We start from the raw sequence: 17,431 nt of genomic DNA on the forward strand, positions 1-17,431 counted from the left end.
CTACTGCAAGCCCGATTGCGACAATTTGTAAATGCAAGTGTTGGCGAACACGCTGCCGCCGGCGCCGGCGCCTCCAGCGGCGTCGGTGTAAGTGAAACGCGTGGTGAGGGGCGTAGCGAGAACCGTCCAAACACCGTTGTTAGCCGCAGTGGCATTGCCGGAGATGGTTACCGTGTCTCCGACGGCGAGACCATGTGCAGCAGCGGTATTGACGGTCACGGTCGTACCACCAAAAGTGATGGTAGTGATGGTTGCCGTGGCCGGGCAGCTTCCCCCGGCGATATTCCCCGGCGCCAGTTGCGTGAAGTAAATGTTGGACGCTTCCGCAAAGGAGCCGGTGGCCTTTACGTTGTCAATAATGATCCCGCTGGTGGCCCGCGTCGTCTGCGCCACCAGAGGCACCGTGATGTCAACTAACGAGATGCCGGGAATGGTGTTGTCGCTCGTGGCGGTGCCTGCTGCCGTCCCGGTGCAAGAGACGCGGGCAGGGTTGACGAATTGGATCTGCGTCGTGGTAGACGTAGTCACCTCGAAGGTCCCGTTCGTGTTCCCGCCGCAGGTGCCGTTGGCGGTGCCGGCAATGGTTACGTAGTTACCCGGTCCGATCGTCACCGGGCTGTTGGGGACGGGGAACGTAACCACGTTGCTTGCGTCGACCGTCCAGGCTGGGGTCACCGTTTTTGCCGCACTGACGGCGGGCGTGGTGAAGGCGGCGTCGAAGCTGCGCAGATGCCCATCCAGGGTTCCGCCGATTCCCATGTAAATGCGCTCCGTCGGCGCTGCGAAGTTGCTATTGAACACGTCGGTTATCGAGCTACATTCGGCGTCGGCGGCGGTGACGCCAAACCCGTCCGCTACCGTATTGCCGCTCGTCACAGGCGTAGTCCCCATGGTCCCGTTGGTGACTGGAAACTTGTAGAGCACCGCCTGGTAATTGGAGTTACCGGCTTGCGTCGCACCGCAGAAGATCATGTTGCCACTGAACGTGGTGGTGCTGCTCTGGATGGCCGTGATATAGGCGTCGTCCGGCGTGGGGGCGTGCATGTTGTCCGTCGGACAGGCCGTCACAATGTTGGTCTTGCGGCCAATGTTGGCCGTGAGCGACGCTCCGAAACCGTTAGAGTTATAGGGATTCTGGACCGCCAACGCACTCGTGCCATTGCAGCCGGTGGCCACGTAAAGCTTGTGATTGGTTACGTCAATCACGGGGGGATCGACGATCCCGCCGCTGGCCGAGCCGTCACCCACGGCGAGAGAGTTGGTTGTGGGGGCAGCGCCGGAGGAGGCGATGCGCGCGCGCACGGTGCCGCCCGATGCCCCGACAAACACCAGCGGGACGGCCGCAGGGGCGGTTATATAAGTGTCCAACACGGGCGAGGTCAAGATTTGGCCAGCGATAATCGAAACCGGGTTCGCCGCCCACCCGTCTCCGGGAGCCGCTAGACTGGGCGCTGCGCCTGCGCAAGTACTGTTAGCACCGGGACTGGCGATGGTCTGGCAGAATACGTTCTTGATCTTGAACAACTGGCCGTTGTTGTTGCCGACATACGCCGTGTCGGTGGTGTAGTCGTAATACGGCGACGAGTTGGTGTCGGTGGAGGCCAGATTCAAGCTGGTCATGGTTCCACTATTCACCACCGGGGCGGCCGCCACCACATGCAAACTCAATTGCACCGGCGCCGCCAAGGTCCCGTCGTTCGCCTTCCACGCCAGCACGTGGAAAACTGCGGTGGCAGCGTTCTCCACCCACGCGATCTTGGTGCCGTCCAGCGAGACCACTACCGACGTCGGGTTGGCCGACGCGGTGAAATAGGCAAAGTACGCGGCCGGACCCGTTCCGCTGCAGAAACCGCCGCCGACGGAATTCGAGTAGAGATTGTTAATGCCTACGACATTGGGAGTAGTCGCCGAGCCCGGGGTGTTCAGCCCCATGGCAATGTAGTCGTTGATGCAGTCCGGGGTGGCGTTGATGTCGAAGGAGTATTTGGCAGGGTACGCGCCCGCAGCCAGGCCGCCGTAATTGGCGATGCTGGCGCCAATGCCTTTGCCCAGCGGCAGCGCCCAATCCACGGACACGCCGCTGATGGCGCCGCCGCCTGTGCCGCCGCCCTTTCTCTTCAACCTGCTGGGGGTTGCCTCGCGCGGAAGTTCAATCGGCCCTCCGGCGAACCCATTCGGGTTTTGCACCCGCGTACGCTTGATCCAGAACGACAGAGCGCGCAGGTCGCTGGCTTGCTTCACCCGCGTCTGCACATCGTTGGTATTGGTGAAAACAATGTGGCGATGACTCCAGTCTTGCACCAGCCCGATGTGTGGCTGGTTCGCGCGCTGCTGCACTTCATTGGTATTGGTGGAATTGGTATGGGTACTAGGTTGGATCGCGGGCTCCTGCACATCATTGGCATCGGTATCAGTAACGACAGTGTGGCGATCATTCCGGTCTTGCACCAGCCCGATGTCTGGCTGGATCGCGCGTTTCTGCGCGAGCCCGGGAAGGCCTGTCAACCCGACGAAGGCGAGTAAAAGGGTAAATTGAGCCAGCCGCGCGGCAACTTCTTTCGCAAATGTCAAGGTACTTCACCTCAGCCCACAAGAATTCGTGCAACGCCAATCCGTTCGTGGCCACTGCCTGCAAACGTGATGCGAACGACAACGAGACTTCTGGCAATTGGCCGCATGCTAACTTGCTTCCCAAATGGGGTCAATGACCGTTCAGGTACCCAGGAACCGAGAAAGTAAACTCTGTAACCCGATGGATTTTCCAAAGCCGGGCGGCCGCGAGCGGCTGAACCGGTATGTCGAAACACGATCAATGTCGCTGCCGGGAATTATTCCGGCCGCGAGCACAGACCGCGGCGATCGAAGCTCAGTACACGGAGAGGGTTCCGCGCAAGCGCGCGGTGCGCAGCACGGTGGAAAACAACCAAATGGCGGCGGGCAGGAGCAGCGCCGTGATCGCGGCCAGGATGAGGACGGGCCGCGCCACCTCGGGCAGCGTGGCTTTGAGCAGCAACACGTCGCGGGCGGCGTTCACGATGTAGGTGACCGGCAGTAAACGCGAGATGGTACGCAGAGCGGCCGGCAGCGTGCTCACCGGGAACATGGCGCCGGAACACAGCCATACGACCGTACCGAACAGCCAGACGGCGGAGCTGCCTCTCTGGAAGTGCAACTGGATGGAAGCGGCGCACAGTCCCAGGCTGACCGTCATGACCGCGAGCACCAGCAACACCGCGGCGATCGCCAGCAGGTTCGGGGAGTGAATGGGCGCGCGGAAAAGGGCGAAGCCGCACGCCAGATACGCAAAAAACAGGACGACGCGGTTGATGAGCAGCACCGCCGACGAGAGCAGCATCACGGTCAAGGGGCGCGTGGCGGTGGCCATCATCATTTCCAATGTCCCCGAGAGTTGCGCATCGCGCACGCTGCCGACGAAGGCATGCATGGTCACGACGATTACCTGGGTGATGCGCGTCCCCACCAGCAGGAAGGAGAAATAATCGAAACCGTCCGGACGGAACCCGCCGCCGATGGCCCGCGCCAGGTAGTACGCTCCCGCCAGCTCGGTGACCAGCGCGATCGGGGCGATGAGCAGGTCGCGGCGGAGAAAGGCCACGAATTTTTCAAGCAGACGCGACACTGTGGGCCTTCCATGGCAGGGCAGCGGCGACGCCGGGAGTGGAAACGTGCTGGTGATAATAGCGGCGCAGGTCTTCGACGCTGGTTTGGGAATCAATCGCGTGCAGGCCCACCAGCTCGCCTTGCCGCAACACCGCGATTTGACGCCCGACGTTGACCGCCTCTTCAAAGCTGTGCGTCGCCACCACGACCGTGATGCCGGCGCCGGCGCTCTCCCGGACCCAACTCCAAAAGGCGGAGGCGGTGTCGGGATCGAGGCTGTTGGAGGGTTCATCGAGCAGCAAGAGGGCGGGACTCTTCAGCAAGGCGCGCGAAATCCCCAAGCGCTGATACATGCCGGCCGAAAAGCTCTGCACCAGCCTGCCGGCTACGCCCGCCAGTCCGGTGATTTCCAGGACTTCATCCACGCGGCGTGCGCGCAACCTCGCCGGGACCTCGTCGAGCACGGCATGGAAATCCAGGTTTTCGCGCGCGGTCAGCCGCGGGAAGAATGAGCGTTCGGAGGTGACCGCCAGGGCAACTTTCCTGACCGCCTGCTCAGGATGACGAACGGCATCATCGCCCTCAATCTCGATGCGGCCCTCGTCGGGCAGCAGCATGGTTGCGATCAGCTTCAACAGCGTCGATTTCCCGCTGCCGTTGGGACCCAGCAGGACCAGAACGTGGCCGCGCTCGACCGTCAAGGACACCTGCCGCACCGCGTGGATCGCCGCCCGCTGCGATTGTCCCCGGCCGTGATCGAATAAACCAAGCCGCGGGCGAAACGCTTTGCTGACCGATTCTAGGACGATTGCCTTCATCAGGGATGTGGCGAGCCAGGGACCCGATTCCCTCTGCTGCAGCCTTTATTCAGCTCCTTGCGATCAAGCGGTGTGGCTGTCCGATACGGTCTCGCGGCGGCCCAGCCAGGTCTGCCAAATTACGCTGAATCCGAACAGCTCGACCGCGGCGACGATGCTGGTGGAAATCGCAAAACTGAAGACAAAACGCACGCGCGCCGAAGCCCCGCGAAATACCTGGCCGTACCAGGCGGCTCCGTTCACATAACCCAGCACCACCGCCGTCGCCAGCATGACGGATAGGATCGTCCACTTCACGGCCGCGGAGAATTGCGGGCGCAGCAGCACACTCTCCGCGGCCGCGCGCCTGTACCAGAAAGCCGAACCGATTGCCAGCGCGAGTAGGCCCACCGCGGATGTCCCATACTGCAAGAGTGCGTACATCGGCATGGGGCGATGCGCCGGAATCGGCACCATGGTGCGCAGCGCCGCGAAATGCAGTATGGCCCAACTGTCCGGGTGAGTGAATCCGTCCAACAGAATGTGAGTGGCGATGCCGATTGCCAGCGACAGCAGAATCAACAGGAACCTGTTCGCCGGAAACCAGCGGAAGCGCCGCGCCGGGCCGATCAAGCGTGCCTGCATCCCGGCCGGCATTAGCGAAATCAGCGGCCATTTGACGATCGCGTGGAAAATGACAAGCACAGCCAGTGCGAGCGGAAACGTAAACGTAACCACACCCGGCATGGCGTGCGAGGCCGGGTGCCGCAGGCCAAAGAAGTACTCGCAGTCCGGGGCCATGCTGCCAACTACCATGGCCGAAATAACCAAGCCGCAGCGGCGCAACGGCAGCACCGCGGCAGGATGCGCAAACGTTAAGGGCACGGAGAGATTGTAACCTGACTTGTGCGCGCGGTGGCGACGCGCGCAGAAGGCCGTCACATGCCGTCGTAGCTCGGCCCGCCGCCGCCTTCCGGTGGCACCCAGGTGATGATCTCGTAGGGATCCATGATGTCGCACGTTTTGCAGTGCACGCAGTTCGATGCGTTCAGGTGAATCTGCTTGCCGCCGGGCACGTCTGACGCTTCCACCATTTCGTACACATTCGCCGGACAGAAGTGCTGGCAGGGATTGCCATACTCGGTCACGCAGCGAGTGTTGCAGATGTTGGTATCGTGAATCACCAGGTGCGCCGGCTGGTCCTCCTCGTGCTTGGTGCCCGAGTGATAAAGATCGGTCAGCTTGTCGAAGGTCAGCTTGCCGTCGCCCTTGGTGTCATTGAGAAGGTGGGCTTCGGCGCCTCCGTCGGCCGGCAGTTGCGACAATTTTTTCAGGCGGCGATGTCCCGCTTCGGACACGTACTTCTCATGCAGCCCCCGCCCGCCGGTGACTTGTTGCAGGGCCGCGTGGAACATGCCGTGCCAGAAGCCGTGCTCGAAGCCCTGGTGGAAGTTCCGCACCGGCCACAGCTCCTGCTTGATCCAACTTTTTTCGACGCGGCTGGCGTAGAGATTCAGCGTGCTCTTGGTGAAGTCGCCTGCGACCATCGCGTCGATGACGGTTTCGGCGGCCAGCATGCCGCTCTTGATGGCCAGGTGGATGCCCTTGAGCCGCTGCGAATTCAGGAAACCCGCGGAGTCCCCCAGAATCATCCACCCGTCGCCGGAGACCGGCGGGATGGACCACCATCCTCCGTAGGGCAGCGACTTGGCGCCATAGCGGATCATGTGCCCGCCCGCGAGCAGCTTGGCCGCAAACGGATGTTTCTTGAACTCCTGAAGCACGTGCTGGGGGTCGAGCCGGGGATCGGGATAGTCGAGACCGGTGACGAAACCCAGCGACACTACGTTGTCCTTGCCGCCGTAGATCCAGGCGCCGCCGTATTCGCGCGCGGTGAGCGGCCAGCCCATGGTGTAGATCACTTCGCCGGGAACGATCCGCCCCGCCGGCACCTCCCACAATTCCTTGACGCCGACGCCGTAAGTCTGCGGGTTGCGGTTTTTGTCGAGTTGGAATCGTCCGACAAGCTGCTTGGTCAGCGAGCCACGCGTGCCCTCGGCAAGCACCACCACTTTGGCCTTGAGATCGTACCCCGGTTCGAAATTCCCTTTCTGCTGACCGGTTTTGTCCACGCCTTTATCATCGGTGCGCACGCCGACCACCCGATCGCCTTCCACCAGCAATTCTGCCCCGGCAAATCCGGTGAAAATGGTGATGCCGGTGGCCTCAACTTTTTCGCCCATCCACTTGGCGAATCGGTTCAGCGAGATCACGTAGTTGCCGTGATCGCGCATGGGCGGCGGCGTGATGGGAAATTTGAATTTTCCGCTCCGGGTGAGGAAATAGACGGATTCCCTGCTGACCGGCGCCTCCAGCGGCGCTTCTTTTTCGAAATCGGGCAGCAGTTCGCGCATGGACCGCGGATCGAGCAGCGCGCCGGAGAGGCAGTGCTGGCCGATCTCGCGCGCCTTCTCGAGAATGTAGATGTTTTCCTTGGAGAGCTGCGCGTCGGAATGCCTGGCGTTGTGCTCGTCAATGAGCTGCGAAAGCCGGAGGGCGCAGGCGAGTCCGGCAGGCCCGCCTCCGACGATCACGACGTCGGCTTCCATTTGCGGGCGCTCGATACCTTCGACAGGTTTTCGGAACGTGATCATGTTGTGAAGCTGCTCAGACCGATGATGGAGTGGCGCTTGAACTTCATGCGAAGCTTTTCATCCGCAGTTACGAATGCACAACTCGCCTGCTCCGCCAAGGCAATGTAGAAACAGTCATAGATCGGATGATGCTCCCTGATTGCGATGTTCATGGCTGCACCGGCCAGCGCCACAGATGGATGAAGAAGCACGCCCAGCGCAAGGAAATCGGTGAATGCCTCGCGGGCCTCACGAGCTGTGATCTGCCTCCGGATTTCGCAGCGTTTCCACAGTGCATTGCCGACCTCAGCCACAATGAGATCGGGGGCGATGAGTGACGAGGATCCGTCGCGATGACTCGCAATTAATGCATCGGCTGGAGCGCTGTCGGTTTCCGCAAGTAAGGACTTCAGCACCGCGCTGGCGTCGATCACGTACCGCAATCTTCACCTGTCCCGATCTTCGCGGACTAGATCAACAGAGTCGTCGAGCAGGCCAACGCGCTTGCGGATGCGTTCGCGGCGTGCGCGAATGCGCTCCATGAGCGGGTCGGATTTACGTCGCCGCACTGAGTTACGTTCTCTTCGCCATTGTTCGACAATGCCGGAGAACCCAGGTCCCGAGCTGTGGGATTTGCTCGCCATCTCAAATTATTTACTTGCGACTCTGATTTTACGCGCCCTTCGCTTTCTTCACTTCTTCAATCAGCGGCGGCACGATGTCGAACAGGTTTCCGACCACGCCCAAATCCGCGACTTCGAAAATCGGCGCTTCCGCATCTTTGTTCACCGCGACGATGGTGCGCGAGCCCTTCATGCCGACAATGTGCTGAATCGCGCCGCTGATGCCGAGCGCGAGGTACAGCTTGGGCGCCACGGTCTGGCCTGAGGATCCGATCTGCCGATCCATCGGCAGCCAGCCGGAGTCGCAGATCGGTCGTGACGCCGCCAGTTCCCCGCCCAGCGCGTCGGCCAGTTGCCTGGCGAGATCGATATTCTTCTGTTCCTTGATTCCGCGGCCGACGGCCACAATGATTTCCGCCTGGGTCAAATCCACGGCCTGCTTCGCTTCCTTGAACGGCGCCTCGGGATGGGTACGGATCACGCCTTCGCCGATTTCAACGTTGACGGTTTCGACGGGTGCGGCGGCGGCGCCCGTTTCCGCTTTATCGGCGCGAAAGGCGCCGGTCTGGAAGGTCACAAAGTACGGGGGATCGCCACCCAAGGCCACGTCAGCAGCAAATTTCCCCTGGAACATTTGCCGCGTAAACAACAGGTCGCTGCCCTCTTTGCGGAAGCCGGTGCAGTCGCTGACCAGCGAGCGTCCCATCGCAGCCCCCAGTTGCGGCGCGAAGTCACGTACCTGGTAGGTGTGCGGCATCAGCACCAAGCGCGGCTGGCGCAGTCCAATGAACTGCTTGAGCGCCGCGATGAATCCATCCGGGGTGTACGGCTCCAGCTTCGCCGATTCGACCGCGTAAACCTTGGCCAGCTTCCTGGCCGCAACTTCTTTGGCGATCTCGCCCACGCCGCTGCCGGCCACCGCCGCTTCCAGCGTCCAGCCGGTTTCGGCGGCGATCGCCTGCGCGCCCGCAATGGTTTCGATCGAAACGCGGTTCAGCTTGCCTTCGCGTTGCTCGACGATCACAAGAATGGTGTCAGCCATCAGTGCCTTCTCTCTGCTAGAAAAATGTTGGTTCCCTCGAGCCCCGGTTTACAGCCGGGTCGTGCCACGGAGCACTCGCGACGGGCCGCTATTCCGCCCTCGCCCGAATCAGGTAACCGCTCACGATCAGCGCCAACCCCACCACGGCCAGCGCCGCCATGAGCGCCACGAACGTTGACTTGTGGCCCAACTTCAGACCGGCGGGCAGAAAAAACAGGATGAGGAAGTCGAAAAAACAAATCATCCCGCCGATCACTTCCAGGCTCAGGCCCTTTTCCCGAACTCTTTCTTCATCGCTGTGGACTGCCATAACGCACCTTGTCGCTGCTGAGGTACGCATTATCACAACCGCTTCCCCGGCGGCCAGGAAGCGGATCACACACGTTCAGGCCGCCCCTTCAGATCACTCGTGCTTCATCCCGCAGCTTCTCCACCAGCTTTTTCGCGATTTCGGAGGGCCCGCCTTGCAGCATCTCTGTCTTCTTGGTCTTCTCCGGTACGTAGAGTCGCCGAATCTGCTGAAGGTTGGGACCGAGCGCCGATTGCACCTCGGTCATCGTCACTTTTTTCATGGGCTTGTTCTTGGCCTGCTTAATCCCGATCAGCGTCGCGTAGCGCAGCTTGTTGATGCCCGACTGGATGGTCAGCACCGCCGGGACCGGCATGTCCACATACTGGAAGAACCCGGCCTCGAGTTCCCGCTTGACGCGGATGCCGCCATCCTTCTTTTCAATCTGCATGATGATGGTGGCGTGCGGCCACCCGAGCAATTCGGCCAGGAGGACACCGGTCTGCGCGAAGCCATAGTCGTCCGATTGCAGTCCGGTAAAGACGAGGTCAAATTTCTCATCTTGAATAGTGGCGGCAAATGCCCGCGCCGTGTTGAAGGCGTCGAGGCCGACAAAGCCGGCATCCTCAAGGTGAATGGCGCGATCGGCCCCCTTGGCCAGCGCCTCGCGCAACACCTGCTGCGCGCGCGCCGGGCCGGCGGTGATCACCACCACCTCACCGCCGTGTTTCTCTTTCTGCCGCAAAGCCTCTTCCAGAGCGTACGCATCCGGCTCGTTCACTTCGTAGGAAACATCCTCGCGGATCCAGGTTCCGCTCTCGTTTAGCTTCAACGGAGCGTCTTTCTGCGGAACCTGTTTCATGCATACCAGAATTTTCAAGCCGCACCTCGTATAAATGCGACGAGCGGGTTCGTCACCGCCCACGCAAACGCGCAGTATAAATGACGCGGGCGCCGCTTCGAAAGGACATGGCCAGAGTTGCCTATGCGGTTCTGTCCTGATTTGGCAAAACAAAAACCCCGGCCGAAAGCGGGGCTCCGGTACGGGGAGTATGAACCCCTGAAGGTGGAAGAAAATGTAAGCGGACCGCCTAGTCGAGGAATGCCACCGATTGCACGCCGGAGACTTCAAAGCGCTTGCGGCAGCGCACGTTCTTGCACATCACCATGTCGTCGCGCCGGACCATGTAGGAGCGGGCCTTGGCAAATTTCGCACGATCGCGCTCATCGGCGCGGCCGGGCAGTTGACGCTTCTTGGTGCGCACGATCCAGCCGAGCTCGTATTCCCCGGGCTGACGGCAGTGTGGACAATTCAGTGTGGTCATTTTTTTGTCCTGCCGCTCGTCATAGAAATCGCGCTCGTCCATGGCCACCTCGCCGATGTCGCCGGGAAAAATTATGGCACAACCGGCCTGGTAACAGTGTTGGCGTATGCTGTTCACCAAAACAACAGCAGCGAGTCGCAGGTCCAAGCACGATGGCGAAGAAGAAAAAACCCAAGCCGTTTCGCGCCGTCACCGCCGTCAAAGCGGCCGCGCGGGAGCACATCGGGGCGCCTCCGCCTACCCGGTTCGAGCCGGACGTCACCAAGAAAACCCGACCGAAGCACAAACCCACGCTGCCCAAGATGCTCGCCGATCCCGACGCCCAAGCCTGAGCGCGGGCATTAGCCACAGAGGGCACAGAGGAACAAAACAGAAATCCATCTTCGATTGCCGATTCCTGACTGTCGGGTTCTGTTCTGCTCTCGGAGTGATTGAAACGGCAATCAGAAATGGTCCGGTTGTACCTCCTCTGTCTCTCTGTCGTTAAGAAGGCGGCGACTACCGCCAGCCGCGCGCCTTGTGCTACGCTGTTGATCATTCGGGGCACTGCCCTGGTGCCGCAATTGGGGACGTCCTGGCAGATTGCCGGGGCAATCGCAAAACCGGAAGGTCACGCCATGTCCAGCATGCCCGCGGTCTCGCCATCGGCGCCGGTGCTGCTGTTCGTCCACGGCACCGAGCAGCGGCGCATCGTCATTGATCACACGCCGTTTACGATCGGCCGCAAAACCGACCGCGACCTGCCCATCCCCGACTCCCGGGTTTCACGCGAACACGCCTCGATTGTCGCGGAAGAGGGCCGCTACTACATTGTGGACGAGGGCGGCCGCAGCGGGGTTTATGTCAACCGCATGCGCCGCGAGCGTCACCCACTGGAGCCGAACGACCGCTGCGATTTTGGCCTGGAGGATTTTTACCTGGTCTTCAATCCCACCGCGCCCATTGCGACCGCGTCCGATTTCCTCAGCCAGATGTCGCTGGCGCCGCGGTCCGGAGCGGGCTCAGAACTGCAGCAACTCAGGTTGTTCCTGGAGGCGGCGCGCCGCTTGCGCACCACCGGGGTGCTGGCTGACGTGATTGCCATCCTGCTCGACTGTACTCTGCGCCTCACCCGAGCCGAGCGCGGATTCGTGTTCCTGCGCGGCTCCGACGGCGTACTTCACCTCGGCGCGGGGCGCAGCAGCAAGGGCGAGACTCTACGAGACGACAGCACCATTACCCGTTCCCTGTTGCAACAGGCCGCAGAGTCCGGCTCCGAGTTCGTGGTTGGCGACACCGCGCAATCCGCCGACCTGGCGGGACGCGCCAGCATCGTAAGCCACGATTTGCGCACCGTGATCGCTATCCCGCTGCGCCGCGCCCATAGCTCCGCCGCGGATAAGGCCGGAGCTCCGCGGGGCAGCAAGAGCGGATCGATGCGCCATCCCGTTCTCGGCGTGCTCTATCTCGACAGCCGTATCGCTTCTCGAGATCTCTCCGGCGTGAGCCAGGACATTCTGCACGCGATTGCGAAAGAGGCCGCCGGCCTGCTGGAGAACGCGCACTTGGCGGAGGTCGAAGAGGCGGCCCGCCGCTACCAGCAGGAGTTGTCCATCGCGGCCGCGATCCAGCAGCGGCTCATGTCGGTGCGCATCCCCGACATCCCGTTTGCCGAAGTCCAAGGCCGTAATTTGCCTTGCCAGGAAATTGGTGGCGACTTCTTTGATGTCGTGCGCACGCCCGACTCGGTCTCGGTCGTGCTCACCGACGTGTCCGGCAAGGGCGTCTCCGCGGCGCTGCTCGGCTCCGTCATCCAGGGCATGATCTATTCGCAGCTGGCGCAAGGCATCTCGTTGGAAGCCGCCGTCGCCGCCGCCCACAATTTTCTCTGCGAAAAGGATGTCGGCGAGAAATACGCCACCATGGTCGTCGTCCGGCTATGGGCGGATGGCCGGCTGGAACTGCTGAATTGCGGCCACGTGCCGCCCCGGCTGCTGAGGGAAGGCAAGGTCATCGAACCTGACAATGTCAATCCCGCCATCGGCTTGCTGCCCGATGTTTCGTTCCACAGCATGCGCATGCAACTCAAGCCCGGCGACCGGCTCTTCCTCACCACCGACGGCGTCGTGGAAGCGGAAAATGCGGCGGGCGAATTCTTCGGATACGAGCGTCTCGACGATGCCGCCGCTGGGGCTGGATTTGAAGGCGTGTTCCGCGCTGTCAAAGAGTTCTGCGGCTCTTGCCCCCTGCAGGACGATTGCACGGTCGTCGAGCTGCTCTACTCGGCGGCGAAAGCGGCTGGCGTGGAGTCGTAACGGAAACCGCCATGACGCGCCTGCGTTTGCCCCTGACCAGCAGCGCGGCTACAATAAGGTCACGCGTAGGCGCGTAGCTCAGTTGGTTAGAGCGCTTCCTTGACACGGAAGAGGTCAGCGGTTCGAGTCCGCTCGTGCCTACCATTTCTTTTTCCAGTATTCATGCGGGTTTTATCACGCCTTCAGAGCCGCCGAGAAACTCGACTGCTGGCTCCTTACTCCTAAGTTACTCCAAACCGCAGGCGCCCCATTTTCGCGCGATGGCCAGATCGACTGGTCGCGTGCTGTTGTTGACAGTTGCTTCCACGCCGTCCTTGGAGCGCCGGAATAGCATCGAGCAATGGAAAAGAGTGTGTTGAGTCGTGACAGACGGCTCGCGGTCAATCGGATCGCCAATGGAATGGCTACAACGGTTTGCAGACTTGAAGAATGTCGGACGCCGAGCCATTCAGGGCGAGAGCGCGGCCTAACGTGATTGGCTAATTCCTAAGTTGCAAATCGCTCATAGCTTGGATTCGCAGTTTCGGTGCGATCAGTACCAGCACGGCGGAAACCGCGGCCAGCGCGGCGGAGAGCAGGAACGGAAGCTCGGCGCCGTAATGCTTCCAGAGTTCGCCGGTGAGAATGCTGGAGAGTAGCGCGGCGATGCTGGTGACGAAATAGAAGATGCCGAAGGCGCGGCCGCGCGCTTCCGGCGGCGCATTCTCCACTACCACTCTCTTCAGCACCGGCGTGGTAAAGGCGTAGAACAAGCCCTAGAACCCCATCATGGCCCACAGTGCGCCGCGCGAGGGCGCGAATGAGGAGTCGAAGTCGCATGAGTCGGTCCTCAGGGCGGTCACGCAGGCGTTCCTGTATCGGCGGAACCACAGGTGCATCATCCTAAGTGATTGAAAACAGGAACGTAGGAGGAGTGGACTCCACTACTGTTCAGCTAACGCTGAGAGCAAAACAGCTAACCGCCACCGCCGCCGGTATCGCCATCCCCGCCCCCCGGCCCAGAGTTGTTGCACTCACCGCTCTTCGGTGCATCCTTTTTCTTGTCATCGGCGCTCGGCGATGCGTCCTTCTTGTCATCGCTGCTCTTGGAACCGCCTTTGTCGCAATCAGAACCCTTCGCTCGCTCCTTCTTATCCTCACTGCCTTTCGAGGGTTCCTTCTTGTCGTCGCCGCTCTTCGATCCGCTTTTGTCTTGAGCCGCGCCAGCACCACCAGCGCGGAGCTCCAGCCAGGCAGCCTCGGTGAGCGCGAAAACCTTAACACTCGGAGGTTTTTGACTCGCCTGCTGAAAGGGCCAAATGCGTGTGAATGCCAGTCGGGTGCAACTGAAAAGGAAAATCACAAAGACGAAAACACTATTAAGCCGCTTCTTCAATTTGCTCATGTCCAGTCCTGCTTGAGTCTGCCCAAGCCAACGCAGGGCCGAGTATTCGAAACACTTAAAAGCTAGCACACCTTCGGCTAAGCCTGCAGTGATGTGCAAACACGACTGCACGGACTGCTGCCCATTTTGGGGAATCCAGATGTGACGCGGTAGTGCAGGGGAAGGGAGGCTTGAAAGCTATAATCCGGTCATGGGGAGCATGGATAATTTGCAGTATCGGTGGGATGAGCCCAATTATCCGACCGCCACTTCCCGGTTCAAATTTTCCCATTGTGAGCGGACGCCGCTCTCATGGACTCAAGAGCTTGAAAAGGCGGCGATTTCTTTAGCCGAGTCCACCACCAAGCCTATCTGGATCTGCTCCAGCGGCGGAGTCGACAGCGAAACGCTTTGTGAGGTTTTTCTCAGACTCAACCTGCCATTCAAGGTGCTGACAATCGAATTTGCCGATGGCAAGAACGCTCATGACGTCATGCATGCGAAACGATGGTGCCAGCAAAACAAAGTACATCAGGAGCTGCATGCCCTCGACATTTTCGATTTCGTGAAGAACGAACTCGATACCTACATCGAAGATGGCTATGTCGCCGGCGAGCTTTTTCGCTACATGATGATCAAAGAGATGTCTGTCGTCGAAAACATGGGCGGGTTTGCGGTTTTGGCCGGCGGGGAGCAGCTGTATGAAGTCGATGCATCCAAGAAAGTCTTGACCGCGGCTGATCCATATTTGAAGGCGGATATCACCTATACGACTCCCCTTGAATGGTGCCGCAGAAACCGTGTGCGGCATGAACCGTTTTTCTATTTCAGCACCCCTGAGATCATGCTTGCATGGCTCCGAATTCCCCTGGTTAATTTTGTCCTGAACAATCCGGATTTCTTCCGCCACCCGACCAACAAGCATGCGCTCAAGAACTCGGTCATTCGTTACCATTTCCCTCAACAACAGTGGCGCAATAAATACACGGGATTTGAGCAGGTGCTCGACTTGGAAACAATGGTAAAAGCAAGACTAGAGAATCACTTTGGCGCAAGAATTCAGAAGTCTCGCCTGTATGTCTCAGAACTTCTTCAGCAGTTGGAGCCCGCAAACGGCTAGGCCGGATTCAACCTGTAGCTCATGAACAACCGACACCGAGCTTGAGCTTTTGTTTTTCCTTGTCGTCTGCAGGCGGCTTGGCCGGCTTGGCGGGTTTTGTCGCCGGCTTGGCAATGGGCTTGGCCGGGGCTTGAGCCGCGGTTTTCGCCGGAGTCGTTGGCGATGCCGCGGGCACTGGAGCAGCAGCCGGGATCGCGGGCGCCGCAGCCTGGCCTCCGGTCATGAAATATTCGCGCAACTGGCGCGCCTGCTGATACCCGGATGACGAAGGTTTGGCGGAGCGGAGGCTGGTCGGCGTCATCAGCTCGTCCCACCAGGCGATGATGCCATCTTCCAACATGTAGGCCCGATATCCCTTCATGCTGAGCAGCAACTGCGCCTGCGCCGCGTTGCCCGCGCCCAGGCCGTAGACCACGACTTTCTTCTGGCGATCGATCCGCTGCAGGTTATCGGCCCGAAAAAGCTCGGCGAAGGGGATATTGACGGCCGTCGGGATGTGATAGTCGTCGAAGTGCCAGCGATCGCGTAAATCGATCAACTGGTAATCCTGACGCTTCTCCAGAATCCACTGCGCCAGTTCGCCGGCTGCGACATGGCCGGCGTCGGCGGCGATCGCCTTCACCGCGGCTGCGGTCTCCGCCGCCTTGACACGTTGGCTGACAACGGTTGCCATGATTACGCCAACGACAACAAAGATCAGTGCGAATCCCAGCAGTCGGCTTCGGCTTAGTGAGATTGGTTGCGTCATTCTTCTGCCTCTCTGCGCGCGCAGTTTTCAAGCGGTTTCGGCGCACTCACCGGCGATACCTCTGGCCCGGGGCCGTTTTCCGATGCCGCCTTGCCGCGGTTGCCGCAAACTTCGTTCCACCACTTGAAGTGGTGCCGGTAGGCGTACAGCTCATTCACGCTTCCGGTAATCATCGAGAAGAACGCCGGCTTTTCCTCCGGGAACACGGCCGCCATGTACACGTGAATGATGAGTCCGGAAAGCACCGCTCCGACCGCCGCGAAGTGCACCACCGCGGCCCAGCCGACCACGGCTGTTCCCACGAGATGAAATGTCATGATGATGCCGGTGATCATGATGACCGGCGCCATCGCATACACCGCGATGGCGAACAGCTTCTGGCCGGCGTTGTAAATACCCTGCGGCGGCAACGGCTCGCTGGTGCGCTTGAGCATTCTCAGTAGCCGGATACGCAGCCATTGGATGTCGTCGCCATCCAGGCTGACCTCGCGCTGCAGCACCTGCTTGCGCAGGTAGGTCCGAAACCCAAACGTGCCGTAGACGGCGAACACCAACACCCAGGTGATTCCGACGGCAATGTGGAATTGCAGCATGTTGGCCTGGGAATGGAAAAAGCCCTGCACGATCCGGGCGTACGACGGGGGCGCAACTCGCAAGGAAGTGGAGGTAACCAGGGCGGCGCCCGTCATCAATTCGAGGCCCCACACCGTCGCGTTGAACCAGTGCAGCAGCATGATGGCCACGTCGTGCTTCTTCATCTGCCGGTGCAAGAGCACATCCGCTTCCGCCGCCGTGATCCGTGGGGGAGACTGCGAAATGGTGTGAGCTGCCATAATCGCCTTACTTGTCGTCAGCATCTTCGCCCGAGTGCAACTGGTGAAAGAACGCGATTGCCTGCCCGGCAAAACTTGCTCCCACCGCCGCCAAAACCAACGGCTTCACCACTCTGCCCCAAAATTCCCTGGCCCTCACGACGCGCGGCGGATGGGGCGGAAACTTGGTGAACGCGAGATCAACCTCCGATTTTTTCCCGAGGTAATAAACGTTGGGCGCGACCGCCACCTGCGCGGTTTGCAGCCTTCGTGCGCCCGAGTCGAAAACCATGTGGAAGACCTCGCTGCGGGAGTCTTCCAGGTTCCCGAAGTACTTGGCGTGAGCGGTGCAGGTAGCGACGCAAGCCGGTTCCATGCCGCGCTCCAGGCGGGCGGCACAGAAGTCGCACTTTTCGGCCTGGCGCGTGGACGGATTGATGAAGCGCGCGTCGTAAGGACAGGCGTCCACGCAATATCCGCAGCCGATGCAGACCCCGGTGTCGATGCGAACGATTCCGTCCACGCCTTGCCGCGTCGCGCCCGTCGGGCAAGCCTCGGCACAGGGAGGCCGATCGCAGTGATTGCACTGGGCCACGCGGAAGCTGGACGCCAGCCTGGGGAACGTCCCGACGATACCCGTGCGCTGTACGCGCGTGCGGGCAAATCCCAACGGGACATCCCATTCCTTGTCGCACGCCACCGTGCAAGCCTGGCACCCCACGCATCTCGTCATGTCTACGACCATCGCGTATCGTGCCATGCGC

General features: G+C 60.8%; 18 protein-coding genes and 1 tRNA gene. 4 read left to right on the forward strand and 15 right to left on the reverse strand.

Annotated elements, in window-relative coordinates; all coding sequences use genetic code 11:
• The 10 genes from LAN70_06775 to LAN70_06820 all read right to left on the reverse strand — a co-directional run bounded on the left by LAN70_06775 (position 1) and on the right by LAN70_06820 (position 10,372).
• Positions 1–2,571: a hypothetical protein gene (locus LAN70_06775; GenBank protein ID MBZ5510858.1), complete on the reverse strand. Its 2,571-nt coding sequence runs from the start codon at positions 2,569–2,571 to the stop codon at positions 1–3.
• Positions 2,572–2,866: 295 nt separating this feature from the next.
• Entirely contained in the window at positions 2,867–3,640 is a 774-nt protein-coding gene (locus LAN70_06780; protein MBZ5510859.1) for an ABC transporter permease, read from the reverse strand.
• Positions 3,624–4,439, reverse strand: a complete 816-nt coding sequence (locus tag LAN70_06785; protein ID MBZ5510860.1) for an ABC transporter ATP-binding protein — start codon at positions 4,437–4,439, stop codon at positions 3,624–3,626. The genes LAN70_06780 and LAN70_06785 overlap by 17 nt, the downstream gene beginning before the upstream one ends.
• 63 nt (positions 4,440–4,502) lie before the next feature.
• On the reverse strand, positions 4,503–5,360 hold the full coding sequence (locus LAN70_06790; GenBank protein ID MBZ5510861.1) for a DUF4184 family protein: 858 nt from the start codon (positions 5,358–5,360) through the stop codon (positions 4,503–4,505).
• A complete protein-coding gene (locus tag LAN70_06795; GenBank protein MBZ5510862.1) occupies positions 5,357–7,072 on the reverse strand; it encodes an electron transfer flavoprotein-ubiquinone oxidoreductase in 1,716 nt (571 codons plus the stop codon). The genes LAN70_06790 and LAN70_06795 overlap by 4 nt, the downstream gene beginning before the upstream one ends.
• Entirely contained in the window at positions 7,069–7,485 is a 417-nt protein-coding gene (locus LAN70_06800; protein ID MBZ5510863.1) for a type II toxin-antitoxin system VapC family toxin, read from the reverse strand. Before LAN70_06800 ends, LAN70_06795 begins: the two co-directional genes overlap by 4 nt.
• Before the next feature lie 238 nt (positions 7,486–7,723).
• A complete protein-coding gene (locus LAN70_06805; protein ID MBZ5510864.1) occupies positions 7,724–8,716 on the reverse strand; it encodes an electron transfer flavoprotein subunit alpha/FixB family protein in 993 nt (330 codons plus the stop codon).
• 88 nt (positions 8,717–8,804) lie between these two features.
• Positions 8,805–9,026, reverse strand: a complete 222-nt coding sequence (locus LAN70_06810) for a hypothetical protein (GenBank protein MBZ5510865.1) — start codon at positions 9,024–9,026, stop codon at positions 8,805–8,807.
• Between the two features lie 88 nt (positions 9,027–9,114).
• Positions 9,115–9,885, reverse strand: coding sequence for an electron transfer flavoprotein subunit beta/FixA family protein (locus LAN70_06815; protein ID MBZ5510866.1), 771 nt, complete (start codon positions 9,883–9,885; stop codon positions 9,115–9,117).
• A gap of 211 nt (positions 9,886–10,096) precedes the next feature.
• Positions 10,097–10,372 carry a hypothetical protein gene (locus LAN70_06820; protein ID MBZ5510867.1) on the reverse strand — a complete coding sequence of 92 codons (276 nt, stop codon included), beginning with the start codon at positions 10,370–10,372 and terminating at the stop codon, positions 10,097–10,099.
• A gap of 110 nt (positions 10,373–10,482) precedes the next feature.
• Here LAN70_06820 and LAN70_06825 point away from each other — a divergent pair, with 110 nt between their 5' ends.
• The 3 genes from LAN70_06825 (at position 10,483) to LAN70_06835 (ending at position 12,768) form a co-directional block, all read left to right on the forward strand.
• The gene (locus tag LAN70_06825) at positions 10,483–10,662 is read left to right on the forward strand and encodes a hypothetical protein (GenBank protein MBZ5510868.1); all 180 of its coding nucleotides are present in this window, start codon (positions 10,483–10,485) and stop codon (positions 10,660–10,662) included.
• Between the two features lie 285 nt (positions 10,663–10,947).
• The gene (locus LAN70_06830) at positions 10,948–12,624 is read left to right on the forward strand and encodes a SpoIIE family protein phosphatase (GenBank protein MBZ5510869.1); all 1,677 of its coding nucleotides are present in this window, start codon (positions 10,948–10,950) and stop codon (positions 12,622–12,624) included.
• A gap of 67 nt (positions 12,625–12,691) precedes the next feature.
• A tRNA-Val gene (locus LAN70_06835) sits at positions 12,692–12,768 on the forward strand.
• A gap of 335 nt (positions 12,769–13,103) precedes the next feature.
• Here the strand turns inward: LAN70_06835 and LAN70_06840 are convergent.
• Both LAN70_06840 and LAN70_06845 read right to left on the reverse strand, forming a co-directional pair.
• Positions 13,104–13,376, reverse strand: coding sequence for an MFS transporter (locus LAN70_06840; GenBank protein ID MBZ5510870.1), 273 nt, complete (start codon positions 13,374–13,376; stop codon positions 13,104–13,106).
• A gap of 203 nt (positions 13,377–13,579) precedes the next feature.
• On the reverse strand, positions 13,580–14,008 hold the full coding sequence (locus LAN70_06845) for a hypothetical protein (protein ID MBZ5510871.1): 429 nt from the start codon (positions 14,006–14,008) through the stop codon (positions 13,580–13,582).
• Between the two features lie 190 nt (positions 14,009–14,198).
• On the opposite strand from LAN70_06845, the gene LAN70_06850 reads away from it, so the two are divergent.
• Entirely contained in the window at positions 14,199–15,107 is a 909-nt protein-coding gene (locus LAN70_06850; GenBank protein ID MBZ5510872.1) for a hypothetical protein, read from the forward strand.
• 19 nt (positions 15,108–15,126) lie between these two features.
• Here the strand turns inward: LAN70_06850 and LAN70_06855 are convergent, their stop codons facing one another.
• From LAN70_06855 to LAN70_06865, 3 genes are all read right to left on the reverse strand, one after another.
• A complete protein-coding gene (locus LAN70_06855) occupies positions 15,127–15,780 on the reverse strand; it encodes a rhodanese-like domain-containing protein (protein ID MBZ5510873.1) in 654 nt (217 codons plus the stop codon).
• Between the two features lie 71 nt (positions 15,781–15,851).
• Positions 15,852–16,688: a cytochrome b/b6 domain-containing protein gene (locus LAN70_06860; protein MBZ5510874.1), complete on the reverse strand. Its 837-nt coding sequence runs from the start codon at positions 16,686–16,688 to the stop codon at positions 15,852–15,854.
• A gap of 7 nt (positions 16,689–16,695) precedes the next feature.
• Positions 16,696–17,427: a 4Fe-4S dicluster domain-containing protein gene (locus LAN70_06865; protein MBZ5510875.1), complete on the reverse strand. Its 732-nt coding sequence runs from the start codon at positions 17,425–17,427 to the stop codon at positions 16,696–16,698.
• Between the last annotated feature and the right edge of the window lie 4 nt (positions 17,428–17,431).

It is taken from the genome of Terriglobia bacterium, assembly GCA_020072845.1.
In the GTDB taxonomy this organism is placed as follows: domain Bacteria; phylum Acidobacteriota; class Terriglobia; order Terriglobales; family Acidobacteriaceae; genus JAIQGF01.